Here is a 14,493-nt window from a genome sequence, read left to right as displayed (position 1 = left end):
AGTATTCTTGTGCAGATATGCAAACGATTTAAACGAATCAATGAAATTTATAATGAGGGAGCAAACAAATATATGAGTGAAACATTACATAAAAGAAAACCACCATATTTAATGCTTGTAATTCTTTTTATTGGGGCCTTTGTTTCATTTCTAAATAATTCGCTTTTAAATGTAGCTTTGCCATCAATAATGAAAGATTTAGACATTCAAGATTATTCAACGATCCAGTGGCTTTCTACAGGATATATGCTTGTTAGTGGTATATTAATTCCGGCATCAGCATTTTTAATAACCCGCTTCTCAAATAGGAGCTTATTTATTACATCTATGGTGATTTTTATTCTTGGGACTGCCTTAGCGGCTGTAGCACCGAACTTTGGTTTATTACTTACTGGTCGGATGGTTCAAGCGGCAGGCTCTTCAGTTATGGGACCTTTGTTAATGAATATTATGCTAGTAAGCTTTCCGAGAGAAAAAAGGGGAACAGCAATGGGGATTTTTGGACTAGTTATGATTACAGCTCCAGCAATTGGACCGACACTATCAGGTTATATTGTAGAGTATTATGACTGGCGTTTGCTTTTTGAAATGATTTTACCGTTAGCAATCATTAGCTTACTATTAGGGATTTGGAAATCTGAAAATGTCATGAAACAAAACAAAAATGCAAAACTTGATTATCTCTCATTATTATTATCTTCTATCGGTTTTGGCGGTTTGTTATATGGGTTCAGTTCTGCAAGCTCAGATGGTTGGACGGATACAGTTGTCGTAACAACTTTAACTATAGGCGCTATTGCCCTAATTGCTTTCATTATTCGTCAATTAAAAATGGATGAGCCGTTATTGGATTTACGTGTTTACAAGTACCCAATGTTTGCACTTGCGTCTGTAATTGCAATTGTCAATGCGGTGGCCATGTTTTCAGGTATGATTTTAACACCAGCTTATGTACAAAACGTCCGTGGCATTTCGCCGCTGAACTCTGGGCTGATGATGCTTCCGGGTGCGGTAATAATGGGGGTTATGTCACCAATTACAGGTAAACTATTTGATAAATATGGCCCTCGGATTCTTGGCATAGTAGGACTTTCCATTACAGCTGTTTCAACTTATATGCTGGCAAACCTGCAACTCGACTCTAGTCACACGCATATTATTCTTATTTACACACTGCGGATGTTTGGGATGGCGATGGTGATGATGCCGCTTATGACAAATGGTCTTAATCAATTGCCAACTCGCTTAAATCCGCACGGTACAGCTGTTAATAATACAGCTCAACAAGTGTCCGGTTCGATTGGTACTGCTATTCTTATTACGATTATGAATTCTGTAACAAAAACAAAAGCTGAAAGTCTAATGGCTGATGTAGATCCAACAACCTTCACAGAAGCTACGAAGGCAATGTTAACGCAGAAGGCTTTATTATCCGGAATTCAGCATTCATTCTATGTAGCGCTTGGCATGAATGTTGTTGCACTACTATTAGTTTTTTTCGTTAAACGTGTAGATACAAGTGCGGAAGCTGTCGAGAGGTTAAATCGTTAAAGCAAAAAAACTCTTGATAATGATTCCTATAAGTTTCTTGCTGATTAGTTAGGCTGTGAAGAAATACAATTTTTTGTTGCTAAGGCGTCGGTATTTAAAGTTGGAAAAGAACCAGTGAAATAATTATATATAGTAAAAAGGATCTGATATTTATATCAGATCCTTTCAGATTGAAGACAAACACATTGTTCAATTAAATAATGTGTTTGTTTTTTATCTATTTCTCTATCCTTCTCAACCTTTTTATTCGGTGTTTTTTTATTTTTACTCAATATTTTCTACATGTAAACACTTAGTTTCACAGTAATAGCCTTTGCCACCAACATAAACTTTTTCTATTTCATTCTTGCTATTGGTTGCTAATTTAACTAATATTTCGGAAGGCGAGTGTAAAGAATAACCTTGTTCAAATACATAGACTTCTTTTTGTAAGTACTGCTGTTCATAAAGGTAGCAAGCTAATGCACCGTTTGAAGTTCCAGTCGCTGCTTCTTCATTGATATCGTATAGTGGAGCAAAGTTTCTGCATATAATTCGATTGTCATTAAAAGTATATAGATGCATCCCGACAACATTATAATACTTGCTGATTTCTTTAATTTTTTCAAAATTATGTTGCATTGTATGTAATTGTGTTTCGCTTTTTATAGGAATTAAAATATCTTTTAAGCCCGTGGAGACAATTTGAATTGGGTATTTATTGTCTATATCTTTAATGTCAAAGCAGTCGATAAACTCATTTGGAGATATAACATCATAGAATATCGGTTCGTTTTGTTCCATGAATATGATGTCCTCTTTTATGGTAATAGTAAGAACACCGCTGTTCGTTTCAATCGTATAGCGATTCTTGAAAAGTTTATTTAAATGCATCAGTATCGTGAAAGAGCCAATTGTGGCATGCCCACATAAATCAACTTCTTCTTTTGGTGTAAAATACTCAATTTTATAATCAGCAATTTCAGATTCTGATATAAATGCGGTTTCCGCATAGCCCAGTTGTTTGGCTATTGCCATTTTTTGAGTAGTGGTCAATGTATTCTCCATAAATACCACTCCTGCTTTATTTCCGCCTTTATGATCCTTGCTAAATGCACTTGCAACATAAACGGATATTTTCATAAGACACCTTCTTTCCTCACTTATAGTAAATTGTAGCATGGAAAGCACTACGTATAAATGTTGTTGGATAAATTTACCATAAAGCAAGAGACAAACTATTTTTTAGCATCTGAACTCTCTGGAAATAGTTTCACTAGTCAAACATTACTTATCGTATTTGTTTGACTGGACATTAAAAACTATGGGCTTTCCAAATACTACAATCTTAAGCTCATCAACTTCTTTGTTTTGGGTATTCGCTTTTCTTAGCTTGACGGATATGTAGTGCAACTGTAGCTGTAAAATAAAGTGTGATCAAAATATGTGGGGAGTTTTTAGATTATCTTTTAACACCAACATTATAATGCTCCAATTATAATAATTCGCTTCATTGTAAGTTAGTATTTTTTTCTGCAAGTTATAAATCTAATGTCAACAAACAACTTAGATTACCAACCTTATAAGCAATATCATAATCATGAATAGTTAGGGAAAAGATAAAATAAGGTAATCAATTACATATCTTTATCCCAGGCGATTACTTGCTATCTTCTCTTTATTGAATGGGATATTTTATCCCGCTATTTGCCGGGCAGTAAGACCCCCACCTCAAAATTCAGCGGAAGCAAAGAAGTTAGGTGGGGGTCGGGCTGCCCGTAAAAGCCCGATTGGTGAGGGCTGATTAAAGTTTCACTTTATTTCATGCTTTTTGAAAGGGTGTTTTTAATGGATAAAAAAGTATCTACCATTCCTCAGCCGAAAACATATGGACCGCTGGGGAATCTCCCATTAATCGATAAAGATAAACCGACTCTATCGTTTATTAAGCTGGCGGAAGAGTATGGTCCTATTTTTCGAATTCAAACTTTAAGTGATACCATCATTGTCGTTTCTGGACATGAACTGGTAGCAGAAGTCTGTGACGAAACACGGTTCGATAAAAGTATAGATGGTGCTTTAGCAAAAGTTCGCGCCTTTGCTGGGGACGGGTTATTTACAAGTGAGACTGACGAGCCTAACTGGAAAAAAGCTCATAATATTTTGATGCCTACATTCAGCCAACGGGCAATGAAAGATTATCATGGCATGATGGTTGATATTGCTGTACAACTCGTTCAAAAATGGGCAAGACTGAATCCGAATGAAAACGTAGATGTTCCGGAGGATATGACCCGCCTTACATTGGATACAATTGGTCTATGTGGTTTTAATTACCGATTTAATAGCTTTTATCGTGAGACCTCTCATCCTTTTATCACTAGCATGAGCCGTGCTCTAGATGAAGCGATGCACCAATTACAGCGACTGGATATAGAAGACAAACTCATGTGGAGAACGAAACGTCAATTTCAGCATGATATCCAATCCATGTTTTCTTTAGTAGATAATATTATTGCTGAACGTAAAAGTAATGGAAATCAAGAAGAAAATGATTTACTTGCCCGTATGTTAAATGTGCAGGATCCGGAAACTGGTGAAAAATTAGATGATGAAAATATTCGTTTTCAAATTATCACTTTTTTAATAGCTGGGCATGAGACAACAAGTGGATTGTTATCTTTTGCAATCTATTTTTTATTAAAGAATCCGGATAAGTTGAAAAAAGCCTATGAAGAAGTAGATCGGGTATTGACAGATCCTACTCCAACATATCAACAAGTTATGAAACTTAAGTACATACGGATGATTTTAAATGAATCGCTACGTCTATGGCCTACTGCTCCAGCATTCAGTCTCTATGCAAAAGAAGATACAGTAATTGGTGGGAAATATCCAATTAAGAAAGGAGAAGATCGTATTTCTGTTCTTATTCCACAGCTACATAGGGATAAAGACGCATGGGGAGACAATGTGGAAGAATTCCAACCTGAACGATTTGAAGAGCCGGATAAGGTTCCTCATCATGCTTATAAGCCATTTGGAAATGGTCAACGAGCATGTATCGGTATGCAGTTTGCACTTCATGAAGCCACTCTCGTAATGGGAATGCTTCTTCAACATTTTGAATTAATCGATTATCAAAACTATCAGCTGGACGTAAAACAAACATTAACGCTAAAGCCCGGTGATTTTAAGATTAGGATCCTTGCCCGAAATCAAACGATCAGCCATCCTACTGTCCTTGCACCTATAGAAGAGAAGCAGAAAGACCATGAAATCAAGCAGCAAGTTCAGAAGACTCCTTCTATTATTGGAGCTGATAATCTTTCGCTGCTTGTTCTGTATGGCTCGGATACAGGGGTAGCAGAAGGTATTGCAAGAGAACTAGCAGATACAGCTAGTTTAGAAGGTGTTCAAACGGAAGTGGTAGCTCTTAACGAGCGAATTGGAAGTCTGCCAAAAGAAGGAGCAGTTCTTATTGTGACTTCTTCTTATAATGGAAAGCCGCCAAGTAATGCAGGGCAGTTTGTGCAGTGGTTGGAGGAATTAAAACCGGATGAGCTAAAAGGTGTTCAATACGCAGTTTTTGGTTGTGGAGATCACAATTGGGCTAGTACTTATCAGCGGATTCCAAGATACATTGATGAGCAAATGGCTCAAAAAGGAGCAACAAGATTTTCTAAACGCGGAGAAGCAGATGCAAGTGGTGATTTTGAGGAACAACTCGAGCAATGGAAACAAAGCATGTGGTCTGATGCGATGAGGGCATTTGGACTAGAACTTAACAAAAATATGGAAAAAGAGCGCAGTACTTTGAGTCTGCAATTTGTTAGTCGTCTTGGAGGATCTCCTCTTGCCCGAACATATGAAGCAGTTTATGCATCTATACTAGAAAATCGTGAACTCCAATCATCCAGCAGTGATAGAAGTACGCGGCATATCGAGGTATCCTTGCCAGAAGGGGCTACGTATCAAGAAGGAGACCACCTTGGAGTGCTGCCAATTAATAGCGAGAAAAATGTTAACCGAATTTTAAAACGCTTTGGATTAAATGGGAAGGATCAAGTCATACTGAGCGCAAGTGGGCGCAGTGTAAATCACATACCTTTAGACAGTCCTGTTAGTTTGTTTGACCTTATTAGTTATAGTGTCGAAGTGCAAGAAGCAGCCACTCGAGCACAAATACGAGAAATGGTGACATTCACAGCATGCCCTCCTCATAAAAAGGAATTGGAATCATTATTGGAAGAAGGAGTTTATCATGAAAGAATATTAAAGAAACGTATTTCAATGTTGGATCTGCTTGAAAAGTATGAGGCTTGTGAAATCCGATTTGAACGATTTTTAGAACTTCTTCCTGCGCTCAAACCGCGTTACTATTCTATTTCAAGCTCGCCACTCGTTGCACAGGATCGTCTGAGCATTACGATTGGTGTTGTTAATGCACCTGCATGGAGTGGGGAAGGGACATATGAAGGCGTCGCTTCTAATTATTTAGCTCAGCGTCATAATAAAGATGAAATTATCTGTTTCATTCGAACGCCACAATCAAACTTTCAATTGCCTGAAAATCCAGAAACACCAATTATCATGGTGGGGCCAGGTACTGGAATTGCACCATTCCGTGGATTCTTACAAGCGCGTCGTGTTCAAAAGCAAAAAGGTATTAACTTAGGACAAGCGCATCTATATTTTGGTTGTCGTCATCCTGAAAAAGATTATCTTTATCGTACAGAACTAGAAAATGATGAAAGAGATGGATTAATCTCTTTACACACAGCTTTTTCTCGTCTAGAGGGACATCCAAAAACATATGTACAGCATTTAATAAAACAAGATAGAATCAATTTAATTTCGTTATTAGATAATGGAGCTCATCTTTATATATGTGGTGATGGAAGTAAAATGGCTCCGGATGTAGAAGATACCCTTTGTCAAGCATATGAAGAAATTCATGAAGTTAGTGAACAAGAAGCAAGGAATTGGTTGGATCATTTGCAACATGAAGGACGATACGGGAAAGATGTTTGGACTGGAATATAAATTATCCTTAATTAGATAAGTAATATGTAACGAATGAACTTCTTTCGACTAAGTGTTACTTTACAAAATAAACGTATGGATAAAAATCCCGTATTTTTTATGGAATACGGGATTTTTCTATTTTTTAATAAGCTGGACTGATATTGTAGAAAAAAGAAAACATCTCATATGAAACTAAATTAGAGTGTTACACATAGAGTAGGGCCGTTCTATTAAAAAACTAAGTTTGATTAAATAAATGCGATAAAATCTTGTCAAAAATAATGAAATTTCAGGAAAAATAAGGTACACTAGTCAATGGTTTTGGTTTAAAATCGATTGACGTTAATGTCTATGGGGGAAAAATTGATGAACAACAATACAGTAAATGAATCAGTTGAAGAAATTCATAAAAAACGAGTAAGATCAAGAAAACGTTCTCCGAATTGGAAATTTATCGCAGCGGGTGTTGGTATAATTGCGCTTCTCGTTGGGGGAGTGAGTTATTATCAGGCAACTCACTTCAATTCGAATGTTACGATTAATGACACCAAAGTTGGTGGTATGAGTGCTGATCAGGCAATACAGAAATTAAAAACATCTGGACTAGCAAATAAAGTCTATGTCGATCAACAACAAATTTTAGATGAAAAAGAGACAAAAACAGAACTTACGGAAAAAGATTTGCCTCAAGTTAAGAAACTATTAAAAAGCCAGTGGACATTTTTCCCTTCCTCAAAGGAAAAAAATTATTCAGTGCTACCGGAAAAGGCGGATCAGTATCGTAGTGAAACGATGAAAAAACTTGTAGAAGAAAAGCTCGTTTCTATGAATAAAGAATTAAAAGCACCTGAAGATGCTATGGCGAAGCTTGAACAAGGAAAAATTGTTATTTCGAAGAGCGTTGATGGAAAACAGTATGACGTTACTAGTCTATTGAAAGATTACGACAAACAGAAATATAAAAGCGAAATTCATCTGAAGTCTACATACATACAGCCTATTAAAGAAGACGATCCAATTATCAAAAAAGAGGAGCAAGCACTACAGAATCTTCTTGGGCAGTCCGTTGAATATAAAGTACAGAATGAAGTGTATCCTTTAAAAGCGAAAGATTTAATTCAAAATGCCTCTATGTCAAAGGATATGAAAGTGACAATCGATGCGAGTGACATTAAGAAAAAGATTACTGAAATTAATAATGCTAAATCAACATTAAATAAAAATTTCAGCTTTAAAACCCATTCCGGTTCGGTTATATCAGTAAAAGGACAAGGCTACGGCTGGGCACTAGATGTTGAAAAAGAAACAAAACAAGTTCAACAAGCTTTTGAAAAGGGTGAAAAATCGCTATCTGCTTCTAATATTCACGGAAATGGTTGGGAGAAGGAAGGTATCGGTTATGAAACAACAGCGAATAACGGTATTGGAGACACGTATGCGGAAGTTTCAATTGCAGATCAACAAATTTGGATTTATAAAGATGGCAAATTAGCAGTCACAACAAATGTAGTAACTGGTAAACATAGCACGAGTGAAGATACATCACCAGGTGTGTGGTACGTTCTGTATAAACGAACACCATACACGTTGAAAGGCAGCGCAGTAGGTAAAGCTGATTATGCAGTTAAAGTAGATTACTGGGTACCATTCACAAATAGTGGTCAAGGATTCCATGATGCTGGCTGGCGAACAAACTGGGCGAATAATGCCTATTTAACAGGGGGATCAGGTGGGTGTGTTAACCTTCTTCCTAATGTTGCAAAAACTGTGTATGATAATTTGAACACGTATGATCCAGTTATCGTGTACTAGAAAATAGCAATCTTGAGTGAAGCGATGTATGTATGAAGAACTTAAATTAAAAAAAGAAGCAGAAAATCGTGAGTGATTTTCTGCTTCTTTTTTATTATGTATACTATGTACTTCTCGTGTGCGGGGGGAACTGTTATCTAGGTACATTTAAACATAACATGTGGTTATCAATTCAGAGAAAGGCATCTGATGGTATCTTTTCTTTATTTCCAAAAGGACTTGCTCAATATCATCATGAATTTTTATTGATGGCATTTATATATTTTTTTACTCATAAGAATAGAACTAGCTTAGTATTTACTGGGGGGATTAAGAATGAATAGGGATGAAACCTCATTACATCCTGATACGGGTGTTACGTCTGTCATGTTTGTTGAACGATCATTAAATGAAATTCGTTTTTGGTCTAGAATCATGAAGGAGCATTCTTTTTTTCTTCGATTGGGGTTTAGATGTGAGGATACCCAACTAATCGAAGAAGCTAATCAATTTTATCGATTGTTTGAACATATCGAACAAATAGCGTATTCATATACAAATGAAACAGATCCTGAGCAAATAAAAAGATTTAATTCAGAAGTACAACAAGCTGCAACTAATATTTGGGGATTTAAAAGAAAAATTCTAGGATTAATTCTCACGTGTAAATTGCCAGGGCAAAATAATTTCCCACTGTTAGTTGACCATACAAGTAGGGAAGCTGATTATTTTAGAAAACGTTTAATTGAATTAAATGAAGGTAAATTAGATGCCCTTCCGGATGCTATTATTAAAGAAAATGTTTTCTTTTTAAGGATTATGGCAGACCATGCTAAATTTATTGGTCATCTTCTTGATCCATCGGAAAGAAAGCTTGTAGATACAGCACGGAATTTTAGCAATGATTTTGATGAATTAATGTATCAAGCAATTGACTTAGAATCTATGAAACCACAATCTCAAACAGTTCCTCTTTTAGATCAATTTTTAGATCAAAATCGTGTGTCAGTCACATCTCTTCGGGATTTTAAGAAAACGGCACGTGATTTAATTGAGCAATGTAAAGTAAAGAGTATCATTCATCCATTATTAGCGGATCATGTATTTCGTGAAGCGGATAGATTTCTTGAAATCATTGATATGTTTGATGCTCATCTTACCAATATTAAATCACAACCTAGATATTAAAAAATAAGGAAAGATACTATTTTTCCTTAAGCTGAGAAGTTAACAATTTATTGTTAGCTTCTTTTCCTTGTGATTTTTAATATTTCCAAGCAATGTAATGAAGTATAATTAGCATATAAGCTACAAGAACAAGGCAAACAGCTTGTGAAAATAGATAAGTGATTTCCTTCTGCAAAGATGTGTCGCGGTTGTAGAAACAAAAAAGAAATGTCACTATCTGAAAGAACAATGTAGACGATCGGAATTAAAAATGTTGAATAAAATTGACAATGAATATCATTTGCATTTATTATGGAATCGTCCCATGTAATTGGATATGATTTTTGTGAAAAAAAGTCTACTTTTTTATTAATGTAATAGATTTCAATTAAAATGTCACTTTCAAGAACTATCACTAATTTTTTTATGAATTTAAACGTAGGAAAGGGTAAGTAAAAATGAACTGGAAAAAAGGCGGATTATGGATTATTATTTTTTTCATTGTAAAAGGTACGATTTCTACACTTTTACTTGTTACAGGTGCTAAATATTTTAATTTATCATATATGCAACTTTTCGTACTAGTACTGATCTTATTACTGATTTCTCTCATAAGTCGAAAATTGCTTTATAGACATAAACAAAATAAAAAGCAAAAAGAGCTAAATATATAATGAAGCCCCAGAGACCTTTGGATTTCTGGGGTTTTACTTTTGGAAATTCATCCCGCTATTTGCGGGTAGTAAAACTCCCATCATTTACAATCTAGTAATAATTCATATAACCAAGAATACTTGGGCTAACAGATTTCGTTAGAGTGCCATTATCTTTTTGTAACCGAATAGATTCATTACCGTTTCAGACTTATGTATGAATTCATAACCTAACAGTAAAAGGGGGATGATTGAAAATATGGCGATTAATGAGGAATCAATTTGTCGACAGTTTGCCAGAATTATCGGTGGACAAGAAGGATTCGCCGGTGGAAAATGTGTAGCAACAATAAATCGGGAGGAAATACGAGCAACAATCTTAGGAAAACGTTTTAGAGTAACAACTTCCTTCTCATTTGAATCAAGAGATCATAAAACTGGACGGGCATTATGTCTAGGCCGAGTAGCACTCTTGCAAAAGGAAGTTACTGAATTTGTTGCTACAATTATTAAACAAGGTATAATTGTTTCGTCTATACACAATGAATGGTTATGTGATGATCCGAATTTGATTTACGTTAATATCGAAGACGTTGATGATCCACTAAATTTTGCAAAAAAAGTTAGAAGAGCGTTATGCAAGTAACAAATTTCTTTCGTTAAATGTTTGATTTTATTAATTGGAATTTTTTGGAATAGATTTAAGTGAATGATTTTATAAAAAAGAAGGCGTTCCATATTTGGAATGTCTTTTCTTAATAATTTTGCTGCTAATGTCGGCTGTTACATTATTTTAATTGATTATATGCTGCTTATTTTGCAACAATAAGAACTGGGTGAGGTATGTTAACTTGATGGCGATAAGCTTCGATTGTGGAAAACCTCCAGATTTTTATTAGCTGGTTAGTTGAAGAAGAATTTGTTCCACAACCATTAAGTTATTATAATACAAAAAATTCTTCTCCTGTAATCCCTTCAAATCGGTCAATCTCCGCGTCTTTTGAATTCCCTGAAAGTTGCTAAACTTAAGCTAAATAACTATACCCTCTCTAGAGAAGTAATTAACATATCCTATGCAAGAAAGTTTAGGTAGCTAATAGCATATGTTTTATTGAAAGGGTGTGTTTGAATTATGGAAAGGCCGAATTGGGGAATTGGAGGATTAGTATTCGTTGGCTGCATGTTTCTTGGTGGAGGAGTGGGATCTATGTTAGGAAGTACTCAAACTGGATGGCTAATAGGAATGGGTACTGGATTTCTTGGGATGGCTTTAACGAGACTGATTAGAAAGTAATATAACGGGGATTCTTCTTCCGGTAAATAATGAAATATGTATGTAAGTAATTAATGCCATAAGAACTTTATAAATTATAGTTAGAAGCTTCTCTTTTGTATTTGTCTTTTCTGATTTTTTCCATACATAGATATGATTCTCAAGTCAGAGGATGGCACCTTAGGGTGTTTTTTATGCCCTCTAAAAATATCTTAACATATAATAGCCGAGTTTTACCTTCAGTCGCCCAGCAAGCATAAAAGGAAAAACACCTCATAAAGTGAAAGTTTAATCAGTGGGGTGTTTATCCCTCACTGATTATTAGCCCTCACCAATCGGGCTGTTACGGGCAGCCCGACCCCCACCTAACTTCTTTGTTTTCACTAAATTTTGAGGTGGGAGCGTTACTGCCCGTTACTGCGGGATAAAATAAAAATTCTGCACCATTTAAACTCTGGTAACAATACAAATGATCAAGAATAATTGAGCTAATAGATTTCGTTAGATTCCCATCGTCTTTTTTATAATAGCATAGATTCATTACCGTTTCAGACCTATGTATTCATTCATAACCTAACAGTAAAAGGGGTGATGATGAAAGGTATGGCGATTAATGAGGAATCAATTTGTCAACAGTTTGCAAGAATTATCGGCGGACAAGAAGGATTCGTCGGTGGAAAATGTGTGGCTGCCTGTAGATATCAAATTTTATAAAATGTTATAAGAACATCATAAAAAGAAAGAGGATGAAGCGCTAAAAATTACTGTGGTCATATTAAGCGGGGAGATCTACGGAACTTCTGTAGAATGGAGAAGAAATAGTCAGCAGAAATCACACCGGAGGAATGTATGGAATAGATTTTGACTTTGAAAACAATAGGTAATTCATTTGACAATTAAAATGACCTAATTTAATATATATGTCATAGCATATAAATAGTGGAACAAATACATTCACTGTGAATAATTGACTGGTATGCTATATCCTTTTGTATCTTAATTTATAGAGGTGATCCATGAACTTACATGATTTAATAGGCTATCTTGTTCATCGTACTGATGTGAAAATGACTAATTATTTTACTAAGAAATTAAAGCCTTATGGAGTTACACCAGAGCAGTGGGGAATTATTAGTGTTCTTTGTAGCCAAAGGGGCACTACTCAAAAAGAGTTAGCAGAAGCTATTGATAAAGATCAAACTACTGTCGTAAGAATGATACAGTCAATGGAGAGAAAAGGGATTGTAAAGAAGGCTTTGAATGACCAAGATAGGCGTTCACATAACCTTTTTTTAACTGAAAAAGGTGACGAGTTAAAGAAAACCATCTTGCCTGTAGTGAAAGACGCTCACCATTTCGTTACGAGTAATTTGAGCGAGGAAGAGATTAAAGTATTACAATCATTATTAAACAAATTGTATGATACACGCTATTAATACTTGTTCCTTATTAATACTATGCTATTCATAAGGAACAAACTTTGTTTTATGTATTATATATGCTATAGCATGTAATTTTGTTTGTTTAGAGGAATGAGAAGGTAGCTTTATTTTCTATGATACCTCATTCAGGCTCACTTTTTTGCCTAGTACCAGTCAAATTTATGTATTATATATGCTATGGCATGTAAATTCCATCCCTTTAATATTGAAAAGGATAATGTAAATTGAAGCGACTTCCATAGGGTCAATCTCAGGAAATAGGGTATAGGTAGTGACTAATACCTGAACAATACTGAGTTTTGATCAAATAATAAGAAAGGTGTGATTACTATTTTAATTTTCATCAATATTGTAAAAGTTTTGTTGTTTGTGTTCTTTTTAATGACAGGTACGAAAATTATATCTGGGAAAATGGCAGAGGAGTTCAAACGATTTGGTTTACCTTCGTTTTTTAATTTCTTAACTGGAGCTTTTGAGATTGTAGGAGCAATTGGAATGTTGATAGGAATTTGGATTCCAATAGTAGCTTTATTAGCAGGATTATTGTTAGGCGGTACGATGCTTGCAGCTGCATTAACTCTTATTGTATTAGCGAGAGATTCCTTTAAGAAAGCGATACCTGCACTTGTTTTGTTTGTCCTTAGTATAGGAATAAGTTGTTATCATATTTTTTAAACATAACCTGAAGCCGTTAAACTGTATGCGTTCAAGTTGCTAACATTTTGTAGTTTTTTTACAAATAGGGGGATTCTCAAATTAATACTTGAATAATAATAGCAATACGAATTTAGACATTACTATCATTCGAATCATAATCAGTAAAAGAATGGGAAGGATTTTTATACAAAGGAATTCCTGATGAATTTTATATTAAAAATAGGAGTGAGTGAAAATGGCGTATTTATTACAAGTTGATTTTCCGTTTGAAGGTCCTTTTGGTGAAGAAATGGAAGAAGCATTTTGGGATTTAGCAAATAGTATTAACGAAGAAGAAGGGTTCCACTGGAAAATATGGACTGAGAATGAAGAAACAAAAGAAGCTGGAGGCATTTATGTATTTGAGGAAAAACAAGATGCTGAAAAATACGCTGAAATGCACAAGAACAGACTTGAAGCAGTTGGTGTTAAAGATATTAGAGTAAGAATTTTTAACATCAATGAAAAGTTAACGGAACTGAATCGTGGGTATATTAAATAATTTCGACAGTCGGAGCAAGCGTAAAAGGAGGGGGATAATCCCCTCTTTTTTAAATTCTTAAATTGATGGTGAGAGGATTTGTGTATCGGTATATTGTTCCTTGGAAAAGGATGTATGAAGTGTAATATATGAGAGTTCTTATATTTGTGAAAGTGACGTAAAAGTACTTTAAAGAAATTTTATTGAAATAATTTCTTCTCCTTTAATTCTTTCAGTCTGCTTTTCCTTAACGTCTCATGCCCATCAAGCTAAGAAAACAGATGAACCCAAAAACAAAAAAATCCTTCGCAAAATTTGTGAGAGAAAAGGAGAGATAAAGGTATTTTAACCTTATCTCTCTTTTTCTATATTAATTTATTTTCAGGTAAGGAGTTGATTAGTTATTACTAGTTATAAGAACGTGAAGAAGTG

The 14,493-nt window shown here is 35.0% G+C and carries 11 protein-coding genes and 2 pseudogenes; 12 read left to right on the top strand and 1 reads right to left on the bottom strand.

The window, feature by feature from the left end; translation table 11 throughout:
- Window positions 1-72: 72 nt before the first annotated feature.
- Window positions 73-1,551 (top strand): MDR family MFS transporter, encoded by a 1,479-nt coding sequence (locus MHH42_RS15950; protein ID WP_070173462.1) that lies wholly within the window; start codon window positions 73-75, stop codon window positions 1,549-1,551.
- Window positions 1,552-1,815: 264 nt separating this feature from the next.
- On the opposite strand, the gene MHH42_RS15945 is transcribed toward MHH42_RS15950, so the two are convergent.
- Window positions 1,816-2,673 (bottom strand): PhzF family phenazine biosynthesis protein, encoded by an 858-nt coding sequence (locus MHH42_RS15945; RefSeq protein WP_070173461.1) that lies wholly within the window; start codon window positions 2,671-2,673, stop codon window positions 1,816-1,818.
- A gap of 705 nt (window positions 2,674-3,378) precedes the next feature.
- Between MHH42_RS15945 and cypD the strand changes: the two genes are divergently transcribed.
- From cypD to MHH42_RS15890, 11 genes and pseudogenes are all read left to right on the top strand, one after another.
- On the top strand, window positions 3,379-6,576 hold the full coding sequence (cypD, locus tag MHH42_RS15940) for a bifunctional P-450/NADPH--P450 reductase (protein WP_097895774.1): 3,198 nt from the start codon (window positions 3,379-3,381) through the stop codon (window positions 6,574-6,576).
- 348 nt (window positions 6,577-6,924) lie between these two features.
- The gene (locus MHH42_RS15935; RefSeq protein ID WP_070173459.1) at window positions 6,925-8,370 is read left to right on the top strand and encodes a L,D-transpeptidase family protein; all 1,446 of its coding nucleotides are present in this window, start codon (window positions 6,925-6,927) and stop codon (window positions 8,368-8,370) included.
- 315 nt (window positions 8,371-8,685) lie between these two features.
- Window positions 8,686-9,537: a DUF2935 domain-containing protein gene (locus MHH42_RS15930; protein WP_001078037.1), complete on the top strand. Its 852-nt coding sequence runs from the start codon at window positions 8,686-8,688 to the stop codon at window positions 9,535-9,537.
- A 108-nt stretch (window positions 9,538-9,645) separates the two neighbouring features.
- Window positions 9,646-9,765 (top strand): annotated as a pseudogene (locus MHH42_RS15925) (RNA-guided endonuclease TnpB family protein); the annotation flags it as partial.
- A 209-nt stretch (window positions 9,766-9,974) separates the two neighbouring features.
- Window positions 9,975-10,190 carry a hypothetical protein gene (locus MHH42_RS15920; RefSeq protein WP_001104095.1) on the top strand — a complete coding sequence of 72 codons (216 nt, stop codon included), beginning with the start codon at window positions 9,975-9,977 and terminating at the stop codon, window positions 10,188-10,190.
- Between the two features lie 238 nt (window positions 10,191-10,428).
- Window positions 10,429-10,815, top strand: coding sequence for a DUF1259 domain-containing protein (locus tag MHH42_RS15915; protein WP_016108756.1), 387 nt, complete (start codon window positions 10,429-10,431; stop codon window positions 10,813-10,815).
- Window positions 10,816-11,301: 486 nt separating this feature from the next.
- A complete protein-coding gene (locus tag MHH42_RS15910; protein ID WP_000441014.1) occupies window positions 11,302-11,463 on the top strand; it encodes a hypothetical protein in 162 nt (53 codons plus the stop codon).
- 543 nt (window positions 11,464-12,006) lie between these two features.
- Window positions 12,007-12,132, top strand: a pseudogene (locus MHH42_RS15905) (DUF1259 domain-containing protein); the annotation flags it as partial.
- Between the two features lie 326 nt (window positions 12,133-12,458).
- A complete protein-coding gene (locus tag MHH42_RS15900) occupies window positions 12,459-12,878 on the top strand; it encodes a MarR family winged helix-turn-helix transcriptional regulator (protein ID WP_001048561.1) in 420 nt (139 codons plus the stop codon).
- A gap of 330 nt (window positions 12,879-13,208) precedes the next feature.
- Window positions 13,209-13,559 carry a DoxX family protein gene (locus tag MHH42_RS15895; protein WP_044810070.1) on the top strand — a complete coding sequence of 117 codons (351 nt, stop codon included), beginning with the start codon at window positions 13,209-13,211 and terminating at the stop codon, window positions 13,557-13,559.
- 217 nt (window positions 13,560-13,776) lie between these two features.
- Window positions 13,777-14,082 carry a monooxygenase gene (locus tag MHH42_RS15890; RefSeq protein WP_000323747.1) on the top strand — a complete coding sequence of 102 codons (306 nt, stop codon included), beginning with the start codon at window positions 13,777-13,779 and terminating at the stop codon, window positions 14,080-14,082.
- Window positions 14,083-14,493: the final 411 nt, after the last annotated feature.

The sequence above is a fragment of the Bacillus sp. FSL L8-0099 genome (genome assembly GCF_038006385.1).
GTDB classification, from domain to species: Bacteria; Bacillota; Bacilli; order Bacillales; family Bacillaceae_G; genus Bacillus_A; species Bacillus_A toyonensis.
Note: the sequence above shows the minus strand (reverse complement) of the source record. Positions and strands in the feature narration are given on the sequence as shown.

Bases quoted from the DNA above. Each gene is read 5' to 3' on its own strand.
- MHH42_RS15910 (WP_000441014.1), top strand. From the start codon at position 11,302: ATGGAAAGGCCGAATTGGGGAATTGGAGGATTAGTATTCGTTGGCTGC.
- MHH42_RS15935 (WP_070173459.1), top strand. From the start codon at position 6,925: ATGAACAACAATACAGTAAATGAATCAGTTGAAGAAATTCATAAAAAA.
- MHH42_RS15900 (WP_001048561.1), top strand. From the start codon at position 12,459: ATGAACTTACATGATTTAATAGGCTATCTTGTTCATCGTACTGATGTG.
- MHH42_RS15915 (WP_016108756.1), top strand. From the start codon at position 10,429: ATGGCGATTAATGAGGAATCAATTTGTCGACAGTTTGCCAGAATTATC.
- cypD (WP_097895774.1), top strand. From the start codon at position 3,379: ATGGATAAAAAAGTATCTACCATTCCTCAGCCGAAAACATATGGACCG.
- MHH42_RS15930 (WP_001078037.1), top strand. From the start codon at position 8,686: ATGAATAGGGATGAAACCTCATTACATCCTGATACGGGTGTTACGTCT.
- MHH42_RS15945 (WP_070173461.1), bottom strand. From the start codon at position 2,673: ATGAAAATATCCGTTTATGTTGCAAGTGCATTTAGCAAGGATCATAAA.
- MHH42_RS15950 (WP_070173462.1), top strand. From the start codon at position 73: ATGAGTGAAACATTACATAAAAGAAAACCACCATATTTAATGCTTGTA.
- MHH42_RS15920 (WP_001104095.1), top strand. From the start codon at position 9,975: ATGAACTGGAAAAAAGGCGGATTATGGATTATTATTTTTTTCATTGTA.
- MHH42_RS15890 (WP_000323747.1), top strand. From the start codon at position 13,777: ATGGCGTATTTATTACAAGTTGATTTTCCGTTTGAAGGTCCTTTTGGT.